This window comes from Carboxylicivirga marina, assembly GCF_016612505.1.
Lineage (GTDB): Bacteria > Bacteroidota > Bacteroidia > Bacteroidales > Marinilabiliaceae > Carboxylicivirga > Carboxylicivirga marina.
The window spans coordinates 54,828-77,717 of sequence record NZ_JAENRR010000017.1 but is presented as its reverse complement, the minus strand read 5'-3'; the positions used below and the strand labels follow the sequence as shown (position 1 = coordinate 77,717).

The following is a 22,890-nucleotide window of genomic DNA, read 5'->3' as shown; positions in this document are numbered from 1 at the left end:
TATGATGATGAAAAAGCTCTTATTAGCAATTCTACTTGTATTTCCTTCGATTGGAATTATAGCAAAGGATTACTATGTGTCCAATGATGGAAGTGATAAAAACAATGGAACGATCGAAAAGCCATTTCAGACTATAAATAAAGCTATTGACAATATTAAGCCAGGTGATACATGTTACCTGAGAGAAGGTGTTTATACTGTAGAAGTTGACCTGTCAGGGCTCCAGGGAACAGCTAAAAATCCTATTCAGATTATGGCGTATCCTGGCGAAAAGGTTGTTTTTGATGGTAGTGATGAGTTACAAGGTAAATGGACAAAGCAATCGGATAATATTTATAAACTCAAAGTAGAAGAACCAATTTGGCAGTTGTTTCAGGATGAAAAAGTAAAGTTGTTAGCGCGCTGGCCTAATGCAAGCTTCGATGATGGTTCATTATGGGATATGAAGAGTACTTGGCGGCATCAAGCAAAAGCCAGTGAGTTCGGAACCATGGTAGATGAAAGACCAATTGCAGCTGATTACAAACATAACGATGATGAAGGAGCATCTGCTTTTGAAGTAAAAGAAGGTGTGAATATGCAATCCTTGGCCGAAACGGGAATTGATTTTACCGGTGCCACAGCTGTTATGAATATTGGTTCCTGGTTATCGTGGGCTCAACCTGTTATAGAGCATTCTGCTGGTAGTGGAACGTTTAAATATAGTAAGGATTTTAGCCGCCCAGGCAAAAAGCCAGAGCCAAACGGTCCATCCATTCTTCGACGACGTTCGTTTTTTGAAGCTAAAAAGAATCAAGGACACTTCTATTTGGTTGGATTAATGGCTCTGGATGCACCAAATGAATGGTTTTATGACGATCAGGCGAAATGTGTTTATGTTTATCTGAAAGACGGAGATAAACCATCTGATTTTGTGTTCAAAGGAAAGCGTCGCTCTTATAACCTGAAAGGAAAAAATGTATCACACGTTACTGTTAGTGGGATTGATTTCTACGCAACAACTTTTTCGTTTATCGATGCACAAAATGTGACTGTTGAAAACGGAAAATTTATGTATCCTTCATGTCACAAGCTAGCTGTCAATGACTATCGTGAACCTGATGTTACTGGTTTTATAAGTAATAACAAGTCAATGAAGACAAAAGGATTCGTGTCGGCCAATGTTATTTACAACTGTTCATTTGAATATGCTGATGGTCCTGGATTTAAGATAAAGGGCGTTGAAGACCGGGTTGAGAATTGCTACTTCCATGATATAGATTGGACATGTTTGGGAACAGGCTCGTCAGGAACATTGGATGCGTCAGGAACAGAGCGTTTTATTTTCAGACACAATACGGTTCATACGGGGGGAAACAGCGAAGGTGTGCGTTTAGGTCATGCGAATTTGGCAGAATACAACCACATTTATAACCTTAGCTTGTTGCAGCACGATGGTTCAGGTATTAACGTGGGTACCAACGTTATTGATCAGACTATTGTTCGTTACAACTGGGTGCATGATATGAAAAAATCAGGTATCCGTTTTGACTCGCGTGGCTTTAATACCATCTATGTTGAATGGGGTGAGAATGGAACCATCGATCGTAATGTTGTGTGGCGAACAGGAAGTATTAAAGCGAAAGGAAACCATCATACTATAACGAACAACATCTCATTCGATTCCAATGAAGGGATGTATGATATTGGAGTGCCTCGTCCTTTGATGATGGGTAGTAATAATAGTCAATCAGTAATTACTTGTAATGTGGCTGGATCCATTGGCGGTCATTTCAGTAAAAGAAAAGGATATGCTTGTCCTGGTGATTACAGAGATAATCATGAAGGAGATGTAGCAAAAGTATTACGTGATCCGGATAATGGTGATTTCAGACCCTTGAATAATACACAATGTGCAGGGCCATATACTATCGATGCTGATGAGTATTGGATTCCAGGTGTTCGCTTGTCGAAAGCAACAGTGCCCATACCCTTTGATGGTGCCAAAAATATTAAAAGCGATTTAACACTGTTTTGGAAAGAAGCTTTAAGCGCTGATAGCTATGAGGTTTATTTAGGAAGGGATAAAGCGGCAGTAAGCAAAGCCAATAAAAAGTCAGGCGAATATTCAGGCAGTCAGGCAGTGTCATGGTTTCAACCCAAAAAGATGGACGCAACATCTGTTTACTACTGGCGTGTTGATGTGAAAGTAGGAGGGACGACCATAAAAGGTGATGTGTGGAGCTTTGGTGGGATAGGTGATAAGGTTGACAGAAGTAATGTAAAAGCTGAGGTGAAAGAGGCCAAATATCGTGAGGTGACGACTTTGCCAAAGGCTGTGTTGGCATTAAACCTGGGAGATGAGAAAGAGAAGGAGTTGCATCGTATATACAATACCTTCTGGAGCGGATTTGACAATTACAAGTGGTACCCAGCCATGCAAAAAGCATTAAAAGCTGATAATCTGGATGAGAAAAAACGTAAGCACCTGGAGAAGTTTAACCGTGATGTGATGAAGGAGAGTATTGAATATTTGGTTGAGAATGCTCAAACAGTTTGTACGTTGGATGAGCTAATTAAGATAGAAGAAGTAAAAAAACAATATTAGTATTGATTGCAAAGTTTCTGATACAAAAAACGCCTGATGAAGTTATTCATCAGGCGTTTTTTTATTTGTAACAATGTTTAATTGTGAATTGGTAACGAAGATAAGCTAACTGTGACAAAGTCTAATAGCTTTTTATTGGACGATCAAATGCTCCGAGTGGTAAACTCCGTCAATGTTAAATTGAAGCAGGTACATGCCTGCCGGCCATTGAGAAATGAAGGTTTGTGTGTTTAGCTCAGAAGAGTTTCCATTAAATAACTTTGTAATGTAACGTCCCTTTAAATCGAATAAATCAATACTCACATTTGAAGATTTAGAGCCATCCAGAGTAATACTGAACTGATCTTTTACCGGATTTGGATATACTTTTAGATCCACATCCTGTTCAGGCAGTTCAATGGTTGTTGGTATTTCCGGATCACGAGAAGCTTTCATGATTCCTGTTTTATCGGACCAGGGTTTGTGACGGTCATACAGAATGCCATATTCTTTATAGTTGTTTTTTGGTTCTGCATCAACACAATCCAATTTCCATTGGTCCACATAGCTGTCGTATAGCTCACGCATAATCTCAAGTTGTGCACTATACAATGGATCAGAAACCAGATTATTCATTTCTTCCGGGTCATTATCCAGGTCATACATTTCTTCCTGAGGAGTAAGACCCAGGCCACCATAAAACCAGTACATGTATTTATAGTTATCCTGTAATACGGTGAGTGCATGGGTTGGGTTGCTTCCCCAGGCCTGCACTACCATTTGGTGTTGTTTTACACTTGTTTGTGTGCCGTCCATCAGAGGCTTTAAACTTACACCATCCATATTGTCCGGAATAGCTATTCCAGCATAATCTAGTATGGTTGGTGCCATATCATGATTACCGGTTAGTGGTTCAATCACCTCACCGGCCATTGTTGATCCCGGATCATATATAATTAAAGGAGCTCTAGAGCCTTCTTCGTAAGGTAAAACTTTACCACCCATGGCATGTGAACCACAGAAATACCCGTTGTCGGTTGTGAAAATGATGATTGTGTTATCCATTAAGCCATCAGCTTCTAGTTGGTCCATAAGCATGCCAACCGCCACATCAACACCGTAAACAAGCCTGTAATACTTGGCTAATGATGCATTGTAAGAATTTGGCTCCCAATGATTGCCTAAGTTCATATATTGGCGACCCAATTTAGGTTGATCGGGCAGGTGAGCAGCTCCATCCATCCAATAATTGTCAGGAGGTGTAAATGCTTGTCCGTCATATATGTGATCGTAATTCGGATCGGGACTCACCGGGCCATGTGGCGCCTTAAAACTAACAGAAAGGCAAAATGGTTTACTTTGTGTTTGAGCTAACTCAATAAAATCGACAGCAGCCGCACCTAGTGCTTTTGATACATGTGGGTATTCATCAGCATATTCGGCCATAAACTCATTTTCAACTGTTTTGTACGAACCTTGTTCCGGCCAGCCGCGCCACCAGTCAAACTCAGCCATTGGCATTACATCATTTGATTTGTAAGTTGATGGGTCGGTTGCATTTTCGCTTACAGCATAACCAAATTTACCCGCAAAACCGGTGTAATAACCTGCATCGCGAAGTAGAACAGGATATGATTTTTGAAACTTGGCTTTGGTTAGTGGTCCATGCTGAAAATTACAACCTGTTTTATGCTCATACATTCCGGTCATAATAACAGCCCTTGCACCCATACAGATGGCTGTAGGGTTGTAATGGTTCATAAATAAAGTGCCTTGCTCGGCTAATTTATCTATTTCAGGAGTTTGAATCTCTGTATTTCCCATGCAACCCAAAGCGTCAAAACGTTGGTCATCGGTAAGGAGAAATATGATATTGGGTTGATCGGTGGTTTGGGCTTGACAATGTATGCCTCCAAAGCTCTTAAAAGCAATCGATAGACAAATGACCCAAATGACATTTTGTAAGTAATTATTCATGGTTGTATAAAATGGATTTGTACAAACATAAAATTCAAAAGACAGTTTATGATTCTTTAGACATATAAAGGTGTATCACTAAATTTACTCAAACAAAAACAGTTTGTATGTGCCAGGTAGACAGTGGTTAATGATTTTAATCAAGTGGTGCTTTTGTTTTTAAAGACTTGATGTAGTTTTTGTGTTATTTACTAGTTTATGAGATTAAAAAAGCCGACTACAAAATTAGCCGGCTTAAAATGGTGTATTTAGTAGGTGTGTAGCTTACCAGAAATCATATAATTTTTCACCACTCTTTTTTTGGCGATGGAAGTTAGCTCTTCGCCCATCATCAGGTACATCTAACTTTAAGTATTCTTGCGGAAATTCATGTGTTAGTCCAATTGATCCAAAATCAATCGCTTCAAAACCCAATTTGAAGGCCGGTGACTCTGGTTTTAACTCAAAATTGGCATTGGCGATATCAACAAATAAAGGATCGGCGGCGATGCTGTTAAGTTCAATACCTCTCTCATTCCAATTTTTGATGTGTTTTTCACTGTCTTTTGGGTTTTTCGCAACCCAAAATAAGTTGTAGTCTGTATCGCAGTTGTGTGGTAAAGAAATACCTTCTGATGCACGGTATGATTCACGGTAGTAGTTGATACGGTCGCCTGACTCGTAAAAGATGTTCTTCTGAACTTTTGAATCGTAATCTGCTTCTTCATCAGGGTAGGATGCCCAACGAATTGATTCTTTAATACTACAATCGATAATCATGTTATTAGTGATGTGGTTGTGTCCTTTGTGTACAATTCCTGAAATATTTGAGTTGTAAATAATGTTTTTAATAAAAGTGGTTCCTCGCTGCCAATCGTCGGTGCGTAGTACGCCTGATGCATGACTGGCAATATGGTGCACAAAATTGTTGCGAACCACATTTCCGGTCCCAGCTCCGGATACATTTAGTACAGAGCCATCAGCCAGATACTCCAGAGCACGATAAACTTCGTTATACTCTACAATGTTGTTTCGTGCATGCAGGTAGGGTAATGTTTTTTTCCAATATTCTCCTAATGATAATTTCTCTGTTTCAAGTTCATTAACAATCGTCGGGTCAATCTCGTTCCAACGGATGGTCTTGGAGCCCTCATCAAAGTCGCACCATTTTTTAGCTAATATTGGCGTACGCACACCGCATAGTCCAACACCTTTGCGTGGTACATGGTGAATAAGGTTGTGCGAAATAGTATTTTCACCACTTTGCCAGGCAAATACGCCGGCACCATGTGTAATAACCTGCCCAACATGATGAATAAGGTTGTTGCTTATAGTGTTATTCTTATTCACATCTTTTGTTCCTGGTCCATAACCACAAAGCAGTATACCCATGTGACCTACGTAATCAATCACATTGTTTTTGATGGTGATGTTCTGGCAGTGTAGGTCTAAGCGCAGGGCAGAGTTACCTGAGTTTGTAAATCGGCATGCTTCCACCTTGCAATTTTCAGCACCACGGAAACGAAACATGGCGTTGGCATTGTCAAACTTATCCCAATCGTGCTGGATGCCCCAACCTTTATGATCGGCAGTCCATGTGTAGCGATTACCATGCATAAAGGTGATGCCTTCAAAGGCCAGATTCTTAGTAGGAACATCGGCCGCTTCTTTGTAATTGGTTTCACCAGCTACTAAAAAGTATTCTAATAATGAAGGAGCCGAAATGTTATCTGTAGAACTACCTTTTGCAGGCCAGTAATATACTTTTGAACCTTTTGTAACGAAAGATCCTTCAGTAATATATTCCAATACGTTCTCGATCCAAGGTTGAGTGTGACTATTTTTAGCTCCAGCTGGTGCATTTGCTTCAATGGTGATATATGCTGTTTTTGTTTTGAAGTCAATTTTTTCAAGGGGAAGAATGTTCATTGCCCAGGGAACAGGGGCAAAGCCAACCTCTATTTCTTGTATATTGTCCCAGTTTTTAAGGATGCCTTCCGGATCATCAAAATAAAACTGCTTTAATAAATACCGATCCTTTTGTGCGTATACATTCATGCTACGAGATGCATTGTACTCTTTTTTGTCATCCGTTTTTTCTTTATGGTCAGCTAAACCAATGGCATGCATGGGTAAAATTTTAAAACCTTCTTTTTTTGAACGAGGGATGCGCTTGTTACCATCAAATAGTACATAAAATGGTTTTATATTTTCCGGTATATCAGCTACTAAAACTTTACCTACGGCATCTTTCGCTATGCTTTCTGGTAGTTGTTCTGCTGTTTTCCAATCATTAATTTTTACGCCAGAACTAATAACTGGTTTTTCATTCTGATAAGCTTTATAGGTGTATGTATAACCTTCAGGAGCTGAATCTTCCAAACTAAAATGTACAGTTTCAGAGATTTGGTGAATGCCACCACGCAAATAAACGGTGATGTTTTGCTCGCGTTGGCTTTTATCTAGTTTCCGAATGGCTTGCTTTGCAGCTTCGATACTTGCAAAAGGAGCATCAATGGTTCCAGTGTTTTGGTCCTTGCCATCCGGCGATACATAATATTCTTGCGGTGCATTGCAACAAGAATATAGTAAGGGGATCATTAATAGTGCTAAAAATAGACTCTTCATTGTATTTTGTTTTTACTTATTGGTATACTTTGTATTCGATGTTTCTGATTCGTCTGCCCACTTCTCTAAGTGTTGCTAAATCATCTTTATGAATTGAACCATTGGGTAGGGGCCCAGTGTTTAGTAATAAGTTAGCATTCATGCTTTTTGCATGGGCTAGCATATTCATTACTTCATCGGGTGATTTATGGCCTGCGGAATCGTTTTTATCATATCCCCATGAGTATGGCTGTAGTGTATTGCAAATTTCGAGTGGTACTTCGGAGCTTCCTTTAAAGTGACGTTCAGGCGCTTTAAAGTCTTCGGTGCCTAAAAGTCCCTGTTTGTATGAAACAAGCACTTGAGGTTGTAATGAATGGATATGATCGTATAAGTTTTGTGCTTTAAAAAGATGCGTTTGTTCGGGTTTTGACAGAGGCGTTCCAATTCCATCGAGCCAAATTCCGGCAATGGGTCCGTAATTAGTAAGTAGTTCAGTTATCTGATTCTTCATAAAATCCAGATAGATATCCAGATTATGCTCTTCACCATATTTATAAGATTCTTCTATAGAATTATATTTTGGTCGTGCTGCACCACCCCAATTATCATTATTAGGCGCATGTGGATGACGCCAATCGCGACCATGAGAATAGTATAAGAAAAGCCCTAATCCCTTCTGCTGACACTGTTCGGATAATTCTCTGACTAAATCTCGCTTGGCAGGACTGTTAGTACTTTTAAAGTCAGTGTACTCTGAATCAAATAGGCAAAAACTATCGTGGTGTCTGGTTGTGAAATTGATGTATTTCATACCAGCATTGAGAGCCATATCTGTTATGAAATCGGCATCAAACTTTTTAGCGGTAAATTTGTCTGATAAGCTTTCATACTCTTTTAAAGATATCTTTCCACGAAACTGCACCCATTCAGCAGGTTTGGAATGCTTGCCTTGCCAATAGCCTTCTAGCAAAGTGTAAAGTCCATAATGAATAAATAAACCAAACTTTGCTTCACTAAAGTATTTGAGGGCAGCACTTCTTGGGTCAATTCTATATTGGTTTTCATACCCTTTCAAATATGAGGGGATGCGACTTGTAGGTTTACAGCCCCAAGTGACTTCGGGGAGAATTGAAGCCAAGGCAGTGGAGCAGATAGTTGCAGCACTTACCTTTATCATTTCGCGTCTTTTCATAGCTAGTTTTTTGGTTTTAACTCACCGAAAGTACCTGGCTTGTCTTTTAACTCTTGTATAAGTACGTTTTTTAATTCCTCTAATTTTAACGCATATTGAGGATTCTTCGCAAGATTGTTTTGCTCATGCGGATCTTCTTCTAAATTATACAGTTGGTCGGCATCGTAATAATTAGGATAGTAAGCCAAGGCAGGTGATTCCCCACCGCGGCCAGCCGGACGGTCGCAGATATGCGTGAATGGGTCATCTGGATTGCCATTGACAGCTAGCTTTTTTCGTTTTTCGTAGGACCAAGTGGAACGCTCTTCAGGTACACGGAAGGCCAGGTATTTCCATCCATCTTTTACGATAGCACGTGTAGCTCCAACTTCTAGATAGATATTATCTCTGACTGATTCTTTTTCACCTTTTAAAACGGCTAACTGACTAATTCCATCGAACTTTACTTTTTTAGGCAGAGTGATGTTACACATCTCGGCCATGGTTGGCACGATATCTACACTTGAAGCTAATGCAGCTGTTCGTTTACCTTTTTGGATAAGTTTTGGTGCCCATACAACTGATGGTGTGTTGGTACCTCCTTCGTAACAGGTGAACTTACCATGCTCTACAGCATTATCTGTAATAAAAAAGATGATGGTGTTATCTAGTTCGCCAATAGCTTCTAATTTTTCCATTAAGGCTGTCATTGCATCGTCTAACCATAATGCATCTTTTGCAGTATCACCGAGCTTGGCTTCTGCTATGCGCTTTTCAATAGATTCCTGACTAGGCATAACATCAACAGCTTCATCAAGGAATCCACATGCCGTTGCTTTTCTATTGCCTTTGTATTTAGTACCTAACTTTGCAGGACCATGCGAAACGGTTGTTGCACAATATAAAAAGAAAGGGTTTTCTTTTTTTGATGCGACATCCAGAAATTCGAGAGCACCATCTATGATCCAATCGGTATTATGAAATTCAAGGTTTTTGGGTAAAAAGCCAGGCAGGTTACCTGGGTAAATATTTTTTGCAAAATGGAAACCACAGGCTTTATAAGCAGCAATATTATCTGCCTGTATGTGCTTAAGACGTTTTTCTGTTTCTTCTTGTGTGGCGTTTTTCTTGATCCTATGCGACATTTTACCATCACCATCTATCACATGATTTTTACCAACTCCACCAGTAAAATAACCAGCATCTTTAAACATATTAGCAATGGTGTAATTTTTAGATGTGATACCTACATTAAAATGAGGATTCTTCTGACTGCAACGCTTTTCTTCAGCAAGGAAACCTTTGGTGATGGCTCTTGAAGGTACCTGGCCTGTTAATAAAGCATAGCGAGATGGTGTACAGATACCCGCTACCACATGTTGTTGTTCAAAGACAATGCCTTCATTTACCAATTTGTCAAGAGTTGGTTGTAGGTTTTTGTGAGTTCCATCTTCGTTTCGTCCTTCTTCGAGGAAGTTATATTCCAAACGGTGCTGGTCGTCGGTGATGAAAATAAGTACGTTTGGTTGCTCCTGTCCAAAAACCTGTAAGTTGCTAACAAATGCAAGCAAGTATATCGATAACGTTAAATACTTCATATCTGATTCTGTTTTTAAGCAAATTTAGAGACCACTAACAATTACCGAGGTTTCATTTCTCACATTGTATGGTACAATTTTCACAATGTACTATGGTTAACTTATTGAAACTATACATTGATAAGTTAGTACTTCGTATGCAAATAAAAAAAGGCAAGCCTATTCGACCTGCCTTATTGAATGATTAAAGGTTTAACTATGAGTTTACTGGTATCAGTTCTATCTTCTCAATATCAATGTTCATGCTGCGATATTTGGGGTCTTGTTGCTTAAATTCAACAATGGTTGCTTTAAAATCGAATTCTTGCCCTTGTTTTAAAAGCAGTGTATTGATATCTTCATCAATTTCGATTTGACCAATGGAAACACAATTGTACTTTTTGCTCTTTCCCTTACTTGTTGTTGCTTTCTTTTCTTCGTTTCCGTCAATAATCTCACTTTTGGCAATAACCGAGCCATCACCTGTTAAAGTAAATTCCAGTTTTTGATTATCTACCTCAATGCAATAATCTTTTAGGTCGTAATTCATTTTATAAGTGACTTTAACCTCATACAGTCCAGGCTCATCAACTTGAAAGTCCCACGAACGATAATAGTCTTTTAAGATTGATCGATAACTTTCACGACCATATTTACCATGTTTAACGGCATCACTCCCGGCAATGGATAATGAATTATCTTCGTTTGTCGCTGTATAAGGAGCAATAATATTTAATTCACCCTCATATTCAAGGGCTATTACACTTAAATTTTCATCGGCTTGAATAGATGATATATCAAGCACTTTATCATTTCCCAATTTAGAATGAGCAATAGGATTGTCTTTTGTGTTTAAGGCATAAACATTTGTAATGTTATTTGTCAAACCCGGAATCGTCAATTGGTTGTTTTCTGGCCAATCCAGTACAAAGAAATAGAGTTTATTGCCTTTTCGCGTGCACTCACCCCATGGTAGCTTAACAAAAGGTGTTGTTTCTGTTTGATAGATTGCTTCACTATTTTTAGCCATCCAGTTGCCAATATTGGTGAGTACCTCTTCTTCGTACGGTATAACAGTACCATCAGATTTAGGTCCAATATTTAATAAGAAATTACCGCCACGTGCTACAATCTGTGCTAGTTTATGAATCTGCTTTTTAACCTGCTCTTTAACTGGTGCTCCTTTGACCCAAGATTTATAACCCCAGGTATGATAGAAGGTACCGGGTGTTTCCCAGGCTAAAGAGTCAATAGGTACATCAGGTACATGGTTATCGGGCATGGTGATAAAATCCCCCTGGTTATTCATTATACGCCCATTGATAACGCACTTTGGCTGTATGGCATGAACTGTTTCGGCAAATCGTTTACTTTGCGCAGCTGTCGGTTCTCCCATATCAAAGAATAGCTCTACAATATCACCATAGTTGGTCATCAACTCTTTTAGCTGATTCACCTGAAAGTCTTCATTCTCCTTACTAACCTTGCTAAATACGGAAATCTTACCATCGTGTGGATTAACTTCAGGATTGGGACCGTTAAAGTGCCAGTCGGGAGTAGAGTAGTAGATGCCTAGTTTCAAGCCATGTTTTTGGCAGGCATCAGCCAGTTCCTTAAGAATATCTTTCTTGTAGGCTGCTTTATCAATAATATCAAAGTCGGTGTGTTGACTGTCGAACATGCAGAAGCCATCGTGATGTTTGGCGGTAAGCACAATGTAGTTCATACCCGTATTTTTGGCTAGTTGGACTATTTTATCAGCATCAAAATTAACCGGATTAAACTGGGCTGCTATTTCCTGATAATCTTCATCCGAAATGTATGCATGCCGTTGGATTTGCTCACCTAATTTTTCAATTTGCTTACCTTCCCAAACGCCTGCAGGTATTGAGTAAACACCCCAATGAATGAACATGCCAAACTTCATGTCTTTCCATTCTTTTAGGGCTTGCTTACGAATGTTGATTGAGTTATCAGCGATGCTCTCTTTATCGCCTGTTGAACAGGCACTCACTATCATTAGCAATGCTAATGCAGCGGATAGTAATGTTGTGAATTTTTTATGCATTATAGTTAATTTGAGCTTGTTAATCTCCGTTTTCATACCATTTAGTTGATTCATCAAAAGTGATTGTCTCGTCATACTTTTGGTAGTCTTTATGGTTGTGTAAATGTTTGTCGGCCGGCTTAGCTTTAGTGTATAGCTTTAGAAATTTCTTGCCACCTTTTTCTAAGAAATATGGATGGTCTTTCGTTAAGCCCACATACTTTTCGTCCAGGATATTTTGAAACATCTGACGTACTTCTTCATGCTCAGGAACATTTTCTGCACGTGTGTAATTGTTACCACTATGGTTTTCACCTGTGTAATAAAAACGCCCTTGAGGAACACCTAGAACCGGGCAAATTACTTCTAATAAGTAGGATTTGGTTCGTAATAATTGGGTTGTTCCAATGCAGGAATGAATAACATCTTTGTGAGCATCTGTTTTGCCGGTTAAGAAAGGCATCAGGCTCTCTCCATCACACTCAAACCCCTTTGGTGCATCTGCTTTAGCAAAGTCTACCAATGTGGGTAGTATATCAGTGGCATCACATAATTCAGTGCTTAGCCCCCTTTGCTTTATGCCTTTGCCAGCTACAACAAATGGAATATGACAGCCTCGCTCAACACCTCTGGATTTAGCTGTAACCGCAGTTCCATTGTCAGATGTAAAAATGACGACTGTATTTTCAGCCACTCCTGATTCTTCCAATTGATTCAGAATCCGCCCAACCAAGATATCAATGTAATCAACCAACTCAACAAAGCGCTGCTCGTTTGATACTTTGGATTCTTTTTGTGGATCATTACTCCCAGCATCGGTCCTGGTAGGTACTTCAACATACGGGCCATGTGGTGCTACCATCGGGTAGTATGCCAAAAAGGGCTCATCAGCCTTTGCACTTCTGTCGATAAAATCACAGATGAAACCAGTATAGATATCCGGACCGAAATCATTTGGTGTGGTTTTAATCAACTCTCCATTCTGAATAACACAAGGGTTCCAGTATCGGGCAGTTTTTCCGGTTGCTTCCCAGCCACCTTCCCAGCTATCCTGATTGAGCAATATCTTCACTTCTTTTAAGCCTTGCCACATGCAGTACTCGTCAAATCCTACAATGGGATCGAACTCATGCTCAGCACCACCAATATGCCATTTGCCGGCAACGGCTGTACGATAGCCATTGTCATTTAAAATTTTCGAAAAGGCAGTATGATGTTCAAACAAATTATTGCTACCATCTTCCTGGGGAATGGCAAAGCCATTGTTCCAAAAACCTGTTGTTGTAGCATATTTGCCTGTCATAATTTCTGCACGCGCAGGGCAGCATAATGCCGAGTTCCAGGCTGTTTGAAAGTAAACACCTTCCTGTGCCAGTTTGTCTATGTTAGGCGTTTTAACTTCCTCGTTGCCATAGCAGCCAAACATATCATGACTGACATCATCACACATGATAACCACAAAGTTGGGGCGTTCCTTTTTCTTATTATTAGCCTTGGCTGTATAGCTTAAGTTAACTACCAAAGCTGCAATGAGGATGAGTGTTTTAAATCTGACTAATCGCATTACTTATTTTTTTGTTTTTTATTCTTGTTTTTCTTTTTACCCTGAAGGTTATCACCATAATCAACAAATAACTTCCAGTCTTCCGTTCCGGGAAGGTATTCCTCTCCGATATCAATGTTTTTCATCTCTTCGGCAAGCAAAGCATTTAGTTTGTCAAAGGTTGCCTTGTGAGTTTCATTATCGGCAAGGTTGACTGTTTCGTATGGGTCATTTTTAAGATCGAATAAATCATAGCCTACCTTTTTATCCTTGCCAATGTATTTGAGTAGTTTGTAGTTTTTTGTGCGGATACCATAATGGTCGGGACAGCCCGAAGAATAGAACCCGTAAAAAGAGCATTTTCTGTCGTACAAGGGCTTTTTTCCTTTCAGAATTGGACGGAAACTATAACCTTGCATCTTTTCTGGGATGTCTGTATTTGCATAGTCAAGAAAAGTTTCGGCAAAATCTACATTGTTAACAATGTTATCGATACGTTGGCCGGCTTTTATTTCTTTCGGATAGCGGATAACGAACGGCATTCTTAATGCCTCTTCAAAGCCCAGACGCTTATCGAATAAGCCGTGTTCGCCCACATACATTCCCTGGTCTGAGGTATATACAATAATGGTATTATCCAATTCACCTTCTTTCTCTAAATAAGCTAGTAGGCGCCCTACATTCTCATCTATACCTTTAACACAACGCAGGTAATCTTTAGCATACTTCTGATAAGTCTGTTTTTTAATTTCTTTGTCACTTAGGCCTTCTTCAAAAGTAATCTCACCTGTAGGCCATCCGCCTTTTCCTTTTTTTCCTTTCTGAAACCACAATGATAATGAGTGATTACTTCCTGGCTCATGAATTCGAGCTTGTGTGCCACCAACACCCATTGGGTTTTGTTTTGAATAATCGTCAAAGAGTGTTTTCGGCTCAGGAATGGTAACGTCATTGTATAGGTTTTTATGCCTCTCGGCAGGTTGCCAAGGGCCATGTGCTGCTTTAAAATGTGTCATCAGGTAAAAGGGCTTCTCTTTATCTCGCTTTTCCAACCACTCAAGTGATACATCGGTAATGATGTCAGATGAATAACCTTCGCGACGAATTTTACCTTCTTTAGTGGAGAAAGATGGATTATAATAAGCACCCTGACTTAGAGTTACCGCATAAAAGTCAAATCCATTCAAGTTGTCGCCATGTACATGCCATTTTCCAATAGCAGCAGTTTGGTAACCAGCTGAATTCAGTGATTTGGCAACAGATGGTTTGTTTTTTGTATTTAAATGCTCTCGTAGGGTATATACACCACTTTTATGACTGTATTGACCGGTTAATATGGTTGCCCGGCTTGGTGCACACAAGGCATTGGTGCAGAAACAATTCTCCAATAAAGCGCCTTCGTCAGCCAGGCGATCGATGTTTGGTGTTTCTACCACATCTTTTAAATGACTGTTATATGCGCCAATGGTGGCAGAGGCATGGTCGTCAGACATAATAAACAGAATGTTGGGGGCTTTTTGAGCGCTGATAACACTCACTATTCCAAACAACAATACTGCAATTAGTTTTATATCAGTTTTCTTCATTTTTGTCATTAGTTATTATTCTTGGGTTTCTTTTGCTTCTTATTTTTCTTGGCCGCTTTGTTCTTCACCTTATCCTGATCGGGATACATGCTTTTTACCATGTCCCAGGGATGCGATTCGAAGGATATGTTTCTGTCGCCCAGTTTCACATATTTGGGGTATCCATTGCCATTCACCATTTTATTAGACCAGGTGTTTAGCCAGGCATCATAAATATTTTGTATTTCCAATAGAGTGGCTTGAGCTGATTTATTGTTGATCAGGTTATTTTGTTCAAGCGCGTCATTATTAAGGTCAAATAATTCTTCAGTGGTTTTAAATCCTTCTGCACCATACATCCAGTAGATGTACTTCCAGTCTTTGGTAACAATACCCAAGGATTGAGAAGAGCGAATGCCCCATACATTAATTAACATTAACGATTCGTGGATATCTTTCTTTTTACCTTCAATTACAGGCACCAGGCTTTTTCCCTGATAATGTTCCGGGATGTCAACTTTAGCCAAATCGAGGATGGTAGGAGCAAGGTCGATATTGCCTGATAGGGCATCTATAGTTTGAATTCGTTTGTTTTTGGGTAGCATTGGGTTATATACAATTAATGGGGCACGTGATCCTTCTTCGTAGGCATATAGTTTGCCGCCTAAAGATTTGGAACCATTAAAATGTCCATTGTCTGATGTAAATATGATGATGGTATTGTCTGCAATGTCCTGTTTTTCAAGTTCTGATACAATCATTCCAATGGCTACATCCATACCGTGAACCATTGTATGGTATTTGCTCATCGTACCTTGAAAATCTTTCATCCAGGTTTTGCCTTTTGAAAATGGGCGACCACTTTGTGCATTTTTAGATAGTTGGTCCCCTTCTCCAAAATTGCCAGGTTTATTAAATTCAGTTTCGGCATATAGTTGTTCATAGCGTGGGTCTATCGCATATGGCGTATGGGGTGCCTTAAAGCTTATGGATAAACAAAAAGGTTTATCTGTTTTTGCATGTGTTGATACAAATTCAGCACCCATCTTTCCCAAAGCATATGTTGTATGTTCCTCTTCGCCTTCATGGGTTTTCTGATATTCAACAGCTTCTTTGTTTTTAAGCATTTCATAACTGCCTTGTCCCATCCAACCACACCACCAGTCGAATGATGGTTTTACGGTTGCCGAACTACCTTTTTTACCATTGGCTTCATCAACATGAAAGCCAAATTTGCCAGCAAAGCCTGTAGTGTAGCCATTGCGTTTGAGTAGGTGAGGGTAGGATTGTTCCCATGTTTCATAGTTAAGGTTTCCATGGGTGAAATTGCAACCGGTGCTGAACTCATACAAACCTGTCATATATTGCGCACGCGATGCCATGCAGATAGCTGTTGTGTTATAAGATTTTGTAAAGGTAATGCCTTGTTTGGCCAGTTTATCCAGGTTGGGTGTTTTAAAGTCATTATCGCCAAGGTAACCTAAGCTGTTGTAAATTAAATCATCGGCCAAAAGAAATATGATGTTGGGCTTCTTTTTATTTTTACAAGCATTATTGGCTTTTATGTTAGAAGCTGTGCAAAGTATTAATAGAAATACGAGCAGCTTGTAGATATTATCTTTCATTGTTTTTGGCTTCTTTAGATTTCTTTTCTTTGTTCTGTTTTTTGGAATTCTTACCACCTTTTTTGCCGCCTGATGCTTTTAAATCCTTACCCCACCAAGGTCCAACAGGCTGATAGTTGGCATCTTGATAATCGGCTCCTTCAAAACTTAATTTAGCTGATTCAAGAAAAGCATTTGTTTCTGTTTTTAGTTCCTCCACAATATCCGGATGATGAGTGCTGATGTCATTCGCTTCTTTCATATCGGCCATGATGTTGAAGAGGACATCATTTTGCTGACCTGTTTGGTCAAACCAAGTGAGGTATTTGTAGTTACCTTTTAAGCATCCTCCTCGTGGTGACCCGCCGCGAGAATTCTCAAAACGGAACGGAATTCCTTTGTCTCGTTTGGTAGTTTCTCCTTTTATTATTGGGTACAAACTAAGACCATCAATAGGACGATCGCTAACCTGAGGGATATTCAAAATGTCAAAAATAGTAGGCAGATAGTCGAGGGTTGAGCAAGGTGTTTCTATCACATCGCCTGCATTGACATGGCTTTCCCAATAAAGAAAAGCTGGTACAACAACACCTCCATTAAAGAGCTGCCCTTTACTGCCTTTTAATCCGGCTGTTGAACCTGGTTTAATTGGCCCGTTATCACTACAGAACCAAAGCATCGTATTTTCTAGTTGGCCATTGGCTTTAAGTGTTTTTACCATTCTGCCCATTTGTTGGTCCATGGCGGTAATGGCACCATAGTATTTTTGTTCCGACTCCGAGAGATGCTTGTAAATCGCCCTGTGTTCAGGACTGGCATCAACAGGTTTATGTGGTGTATGCCACCATAATACCATAAAGAATGGATCATCTTTTTTCGATAGATTATCTAACCACGGTATAACTCTGTCCATTATAATACGGTTGTCGTCGCCAATTATATTATCGATTACTCTCTCGCCATTGTGCCAGTATGGATTGCCTGTTGAAATAGCTTCCTTACCATCTGATCCAAAAGGATTATAAAGTGCTACAGAATGGTGAGTGATAAAGTGTTCGTCGTAGTTGAACCATTCGGGCAAGCACATATTCTGTTGACCACCGCCTTTGCCTTTCTGATTTATATTGGGCACACCCAAGTGCCATTTGCCAAAGTGAGCCGTTGAGTAGCCATTGTCATGTAAAACCTTAGGAATGGTTATTTCCTCTTTTGGCAAACGTCCTGTATTGGCTTTCCATATGCCATATCTAAAATGATGACGCCCGGTTAAACAGGTTCCCCTTGTTGGTGAGCAAACCGGGGCTCCGGAAAAGAAACGTGTGAATACTGCTCCTTTTGCAGCCAATTTATCCAGATTGGGAGTTTGAACAACTGTACTTCCATTAAAGCCTGTATCACCATAGCCTAAATCATCACACATAACAAGAATGATGTTGGGGCGATTTTCCTGAGAGTATAACAATGTGGTTATGGTAAAGCACGTTAATAAATATAGAAGTCTCTTTTTCATAATGGTTGTCATTTCTAAAAGCAATAATAGTAAAGGCTTGGTTTTATTTGGTCGCATCAGTTCAATTGGGGTGCAAATGGTACCCTTTTATAGTCTCACCCTTTGTTGAGACAGTAAAAATAGCATGAGACCAGCCTGATTGTAAATTAAATTTCACGATAATTGGTTTGAATTGCACAGTTTGGGCATAAAAAAAGGTAACCATGCGATTACCTTCGTAGTTAGAGATGTATTTCTTATCGTTTTTGAATGATGACATAATAGGCTGATGTTGCTTTTCCTTTTTCAGTTGTAAGATTAGCATCCAGCAAACATTGTCCCTTTTTTAGATTTACATTAAAGGAGATGTATTTTTCGTTGCCAGATATTGCTTGATTCATGTCCTTATCTTGAATGTTGATACCCGCTTCGGTGAAAACGACATCTTTACTTTTAGGAAGTGTTTTGTTGAAAGCTAAATCTAATTCAGGAGCCCAGCGATAAAGTTCAATACAGTAATCTCCCTCGGTCATTACATCAATAGCCCAAACACCATGATTCATTTGAGCTTTGGCAACACCTTTCTGGTTCCAAACAGTTTTAGCACTGGCACCTTCTTTTGTAGGGAATACATCCATAGCAGTTAGTAGGACTGTTTCATGGTTAGTGCCAATCGGGATGTGCTGTTTTTCGTTAAAACGTGCTGATACGTCTTTATACCAGTTTGTGTAGCTTACTTGTAGTAACTCAACTTGTTTATTTTCTATGTCTGCAAGGTCTGTCTTTTGTGATGGATCATTTGATATGTTATAGAGCTCGGAGCCTTGCACTAATCGCCATTCATTAGCAATCACAGTGCTTGACTTAAATAATTTTGAACGGCCATTGACTTTGGTTTCGGTAACGATATTGCGCTTTGGCCATTTGTTTTCTGAATTATTTAGCAATGGGAGTAGGTTGATCCCATCAAATTCTACATCGAATGAGTTTTTGATATCGCAGGTGGCCAGCAAAGTGGGTAATAAGTCGATGTGCGCAGTTGCATCAGTAATATGCAAACCTCCCTTTAGATTTCCATCAGGCCAATAGATGAAACAAGGAACCCGATGACCTCCATCGTAGCATGAACCTTTATGACCACGCATGCCGGCATTGTATGGCTCACCTTGTTTGTCGCAAGCAGAACCATTGTCAGATGCAAATATTAAAATGGTGTTATCGGTAATGCTCAATTCAGAAAGCAATTGTCGTAATTTCCCTAGGTTTTCATCTATGTTGGTTACCATACCGTAGAACTTGGCAACATTTTCCTTTAAACCCATCCTAATGTATGGATTGACATATTTATCATCAGCTCCAATGGGTGAGTGGGGTGCAGTTGTTGCTAGATAGGTGAAGAACGGCTTGTTCTTGTTCTTTCTCACGAAATCAAAAACAGCATCAAATTGTACATCGGTACAATAGCCGTCAGTTGGCATCCATTCTGTTCCATCCCAATAATGGGCATCCCATAGTCCATTCCCCCAATAATCGCCTATTTGTCCCAAGCTGCCACCACCAATACGGAATACATTTTCAAAACCTTTATCTTCCGGACGATAAGGGTAGTTGTCGCCCAAATGCCATTTACCTGACATCATAGTTACATAGCCGTTACTCTTAAAAAAGTCGGCCATTGTTTTTTCTTCCTGCCACATGATATTGCGGCTACCCAGCGTATGCCAGACACCTGTTCTGCTGGCGTACCTTCCGGTTAATAATGCTGCACGTGATGGAGAGCAAACAGAGTTGACATGAAAATTATCCAGCCTAATACCGTCGTGGTATAGCTGATCCATGTGTGGTGTAAGTATATGTGGATTGCCATGAGCTGCAATTTCTCCATAGCCTTGGTCATCGGTTAAAACAATGATGACGTTTGGTTTCTGTTTTTCCTTTGCAGATGTAGCGATTGTGACGGTAAATAGTATTAAGATGAAAAGATATATTACGTTTTTATTCATTTCCATAGATGTTAATGTGTTTCAAAGTTAATACGCCGCTTTGTTTTAATCCAACTTTTATATATCGTGCTGATTGAGGTTGCTCAAGTATGATGTCGAATATACGACCTGTTTTTGTGTGATATGGGTCGTTAGCCCATATTTCATTCCAACTCTTATTGTCTTTCGAAATCCAAATAGTAAGTGAGTTGAGTTGACTATCACCATCTTTACCAGAGGTAATGAGTCGAATAGAATTTATTTCTTTCTTCAGGTTTAAATCGATTATTGCATTGGCTTGGTGTTCATTCTTGGTCTGAATTGTAAACTCAATGTCTTGTTCTTCTTCACTTGATAACAATTGATATTTATGCTTTTTAACTCGCTTATTAATTGAAGAAAAGGATATGGAGGCATTTGGTGATAACCATTTTCCACTTGCTTTTGGAAAAACCATGGCTTGCAAATGTGTTGGGTAGGATTTGAGCAAACCTATTTTATCGTATTCTATAGCCTTGAAACCCTTATTATAGGCAGGTGAATGTTTTGATAAAACAAAATCAGAGGGATTAACCTTACGATAAGTAGGCAGTTGGTTTTCGAATAGTGGATCTAGAGATACTGAACCTTTGTCCCAAGATTTCTCGTTTTGATTAGCAGTGAGAAAATGTTCGATTTTTTCTTTATGAGATAGTGAATAATAAATATTGTCTTTCAATATGCAATCATCTGGTGTGTGGATATTAGATATTTTACGTTCTGTATAAGGCTCAATACTGTTGCGTGTAAAATACATCACATTATTACTTACTATAGAACCCGGAAAAGCTTGCTGTTCAGGATAGGTAGTAAATCGTATGTTGGTATTAATAAACAGGTTATTAATGATGTGGTTGTGACCTTTGTGCACAATGCCACCACTGCAGATAATGTTGTTGGCAAATGTTGTGCCGCGTTGCCAATCATCAGTACGTAAACCGTTACCTACTACATCTATCAGTATATTTGAATTAACCTGGTTACCTGTTCCGGCACCTGATACATTAAGCGCAGCACCGTCACCGATTTTGGTTCTGCAACGATAAATTTCATTGTATTCCACAAGGTTATTTCGGGCATGAAGGTAGGGCAGAAGTGCTTCTTGAGTAACGTTCTCCGGGCTTTGAAGCGCCGAATCCAGTTCGTTCCAACGTAATGTTTTACTGGCTTCGTCCCAATCAACGGCCTGTCCCTCCTTAAATATTGGTCCGCGAACACCACAAATGCCGATGGCTTTACGCGGACAATTTTGTATCAAATTGTGGGCAATATAATTTTCACCACTCTGCCATACGAAAATGGCATGGCCGTGCCAGATGACTTCACCGCAGTGGTCAATAATATTATTTACAATGCGGTTGTTTTTATTTACATCTTTGGTGCCAGGTCCATAACCACATAGCAAAATACCCATGTGCCCAACGTAATTAATAAGGTTATTTTCAATGGCTATATTTTGGGCATGTAAATCCAGGCGAATGGCAGAACAGCCTGATGCTGTGAAATGACATTCTTCAACCCGACAGTTTTCCGCACCTCTGAATCGTAGCAAGGCATTGGCATGATCAAATTTGTCCCAGTCGTGCTGAATACCCCATCCTTTATGATCATCCCACCACTGATAGCGATTACCATGTTTAAATGTCAAGCCTTTAAATGTTATATTTTTAACAGCTTTGTCAACCTCCTTATCGTAATTAATTTGTCCCTCAACTTTAATGTATTCCATTAGTTGAGGTGCTATAATATTATCACTTGGCTTGCCATTTACTGGCCAATAGTATATTTTTCCTTGCTTAGTATCAACTACCCATTCCCCTGGTTCATCCAGATAGATAATGGCATTTTCAATATAGGCAGGGTTATAATCTTTAGGTGTGGTAAATGGAGGAGAGTTGGCCTCATATTTTAACCAGGCTATTTTATTTTCTTCGTCCACACTTTCAAGAGGTGAGAAGTTAACGCACCATGGAACGGGACAAAAGAATACTTCAATATCATTTAGGTTGGGCCAGTTTTGAATCTCATTAGCAGGAAAAGGTATTTGCCTTAATAAAGGTCGGTCTTCTAGCTTTGCGACATTACGGCTAGCAAACTTCTTAAAAATAACTTGTGACATTTGAAAACCTTTGCTTCGTGCACGAGTTAAGCGTTTATCACCATCATAAAGAACATAAAATGGCTTTAATCCCGAAGGTAAATCAGTAACCCATACATGTTTAATTGAGTTTTGGGGCAAATGATTCACGGTGGTATTAAGCTGTCTCCAGTTTGAGATAGTTATTCCTGAACTAAGTTTCGGTTTTGCGTCTTCTGCTGAGCAGTAAGAATAAGTATATCCATCAGGAGCACTATCTTCTAATGCAAAGCTTATAGTTTCGTCAATTTGATAAGTCCCATCTTCCAGATAGACTGTAATATTTTGTCTTCTATCAAAATTAGAAAGGGTTCTGATGTGATTACGGGCACCAATAATTGTCTTGAAAGGATACTCTTTTGAACCCTTATTGTTATCGTGGCCTGTTGGTGAAACATATAATTCTAATGCCTTACCTATGCTTGTAAAAACGAGTAAAATGGATATTGCTAATAGTTTATGCATACTGTATATAACTTGGTAATCTGTTGTTAAAGCAATGCAATTAAGTCATGTTTGTTGTATAGCATGTGTTAAATATGTAATTGTATGTCTTATTTACTGCACTTACTAGTCTTAATAGTTAATTAGACCATAGTTTACG

Annotated in this window: 12 protein-coding genes; 1 reads left to right on the top strand and 11 read right to left on the bottom strand. The window is 39.4% G+C overall.

Going from position 1 to position 22,890, the window contains the following annotated elements; translation table 11 throughout:
* Window positions 1-7: 7 nt before the first annotated feature.
* Complete coding sequence (locus JIV24_RS09295; RefSeq protein ID WP_200464760.1) at window positions 8-2,587, top strand: right-handed parallel beta-helix repeat-containing protein; 2,580 nt, start codon at window positions 8-10, stop codon at window positions 2,585-2,587.
* Between the two features lie 132 nt (window positions 2,588-2,719).
* Here JIV24_RS09295 and JIV24_RS09290 read toward each other — a convergent pair whose 3' ends face one another.
* The 11 genes from JIV24_RS09290 to JIV24_RS09240 form a co-directional block, all read right to left on the bottom strand.
* On the bottom strand, window positions 2,720-4,543 hold the full coding sequence (locus JIV24_RS09290) for a sulfatase-like hydrolase/transferase (RefSeq protein WP_200464759.1): 1,824 nt from the start codon (window positions 4,541-4,543) through the stop codon (window positions 2,720-2,722).
* Between the two features lie 264 nt (window positions 4,544-4,807).
* The gene (locus tag JIV24_RS09285; RefSeq protein ID WP_200464758.1) at window positions 4,808-7,150 is read right to left on the bottom strand and encodes a right-handed parallel beta-helix repeat-containing protein; all 2,343 of its coding nucleotides are present in this window, start codon (window positions 7,148-7,150) and stop codon (window positions 4,808-4,810) included.
* Between the two features lie 16 nt (window positions 7,151-7,166).
* Entirely contained in the window at window positions 7,167-8,324 is a 1,158-nt protein-coding gene (locus JIV24_RS09280; RefSeq protein ID WP_200464757.1) for an alpha-L-fucosidase, read from the bottom strand.
* A gap of 2 nt (window positions 8,325-8,326) precedes the next feature.
* Window positions 8,327-9,901, bottom strand: coding sequence for a sulfatase family protein (locus JIV24_RS09275; protein ID WP_200464756.1), 1,575 nt, complete (start codon window positions 9,899-9,901; stop codon window positions 8,327-8,329).
* A 196-nt stretch (window positions 9,902-10,097) separates the two neighbouring features.
* On the bottom strand, window positions 10,098-11,948 hold the full coding sequence (locus JIV24_RS09270) for an alpha-L-fucosidase (RefSeq protein WP_200464755.1): 1,851 nt from the start codon (window positions 11,946-11,948) through the stop codon (window positions 10,098-10,100).
* A 19-nt stretch (window positions 11,949-11,967) separates the two neighbouring features.
* Window positions 11,968-13,491 (bottom strand): sulfatase-like hydrolase/transferase, encoded by a 1,524-nt coding sequence (locus tag JIV24_RS09265; RefSeq protein WP_200464754.1) that lies wholly within the window; start codon window positions 13,489-13,491, stop codon window positions 11,968-11,970.
* Entirely contained in the window at window positions 13,491-15,056 is a 1,566-nt protein-coding gene (locus JIV24_RS09260; RefSeq protein WP_200464753.1) for a sulfatase family protein, read from the bottom strand. Before JIV24_RS09260 ends, JIV24_RS09265 begins: the two co-directional genes overlap by 1 nt.
* Before the next feature lie 8 nt (window positions 15,057-15,064).
* On the bottom strand, window positions 15,065-16,660 hold the full coding sequence (locus JIV24_RS09255) for a sulfatase-like hydrolase/transferase (RefSeq protein WP_200464752.1): 1,596 nt from the start codon (window positions 16,658-16,660) through the stop codon (window positions 15,065-15,067).
* On the bottom strand, window positions 16,650-18,149 hold the full coding sequence (locus JIV24_RS09250) for a sulfatase family protein (RefSeq protein ID WP_200464751.1): 1,500 nt from the start codon (window positions 18,147-18,149) through the stop codon (window positions 16,650-16,652). Before JIV24_RS09250 ends, JIV24_RS09255 begins: the two co-directional genes overlap by 11 nt.
* A 236-nt stretch (window positions 18,150-18,385) precedes the next feature.
* Entirely contained in the window at window positions 18,386-20,131 is a 1,746-nt protein-coding gene (locus JIV24_RS09245; protein ID WP_200464750.1) for an arylsulfatase, read from the bottom strand.
* On the bottom strand, window positions 20,124-22,751 hold the full coding sequence (locus tag JIV24_RS09240; RefSeq protein WP_200464749.1) for a right-handed parallel beta-helix repeat-containing protein: 2,628 nt from the start codon (window positions 22,749-22,751) through the stop codon (window positions 20,124-20,126). Before JIV24_RS09240 ends, JIV24_RS09245 begins: the two co-directional genes overlap by 8 nt.
* Between the last annotated feature and the right edge of the window lie 139 nt (window positions 22,752-22,890).

What these genes read in the sequence shown, in the direction of transcription:
- JIV24_RS09250 (WP_200464751.1), bottom strand. Translation starts at nt 18,149, where the DNA reads ATGAAAAAGAGACTTCTATATTTATTAACGTGCTTTACCATAACCACA.
- JIV24_RS09295 (WP_200464760.1), top strand. Translation starts at nt 8, where the DNA reads ATGAAAAAGCTCTTATTAGCAATTCTACTTGTATTTCCTTCGATTGGA.
- JIV24_RS09240 (WP_200464749.1), bottom strand. Translation starts at nt 22,751, where the DNA reads ATGCATAAACTATTAGCAATATCCATTTTACTCGTTTTTACAAGCATA.
- JIV24_RS09245 (WP_200464750.1), bottom strand. Translation starts at nt 20,131, where the DNA reads ATGAATAAAAACGTAATATATCTTTTCATCTTAATACTATTTACCGTC.
- JIV24_RS09280 (WP_200464757.1), bottom strand. Translation starts at nt 8,324, where the DNA reads ATGAAAAGACGCGAAATGATAAAGGTAAGTGCTGCAACTATCTGCTCC.
- JIV24_RS09285 (WP_200464758.1), bottom strand. Translation starts at nt 7,150, where the DNA reads ATGAAGAGTCTATTTTTAGCACTATTAATGATCCCCTTACTATATTCT.
- JIV24_RS09270 (WP_200464755.1), bottom strand. Translation starts at nt 11,948, where the DNA reads ATGCATAAAAAATTCACAACATTACTATCCGCTGCATTAGCATTGCTA.
- JIV24_RS09275 (WP_200464756.1), bottom strand. Translation starts at nt 9,901, where the DNA reads ATGAAGTATTTAACGTTATCGATATACTTGCTTGCATTTGTTAGCAAC.
- JIV24_RS09265 (WP_200464754.1), bottom strand. Translation starts at nt 13,491, where the DNA reads ATGCGATTAGTCAGATTTAAAACACTCATCCTCATTGCAGCTTTGGTA.
- JIV24_RS09260 (WP_200464753.1), bottom strand. Translation starts at nt 15,056, where the DNA reads ATGAAGAAAACTGATATAAAACTAATTGCAGTATTGTTGTTTGGAATA.
- JIV24_RS09290 (WP_200464759.1), bottom strand. Translation starts at nt 4,543, where the DNA reads ATGAATAATTACTTACAAAATGTCATTTGGGTCATTTGTCTATCGATT.
- JIV24_RS09255 (WP_200464752.1), bottom strand. Translation starts at nt 16,660, where the DNA reads ATGAAAGATAATATCTACAAGCTGCTCGTATTTCTATTAATACTTTGC.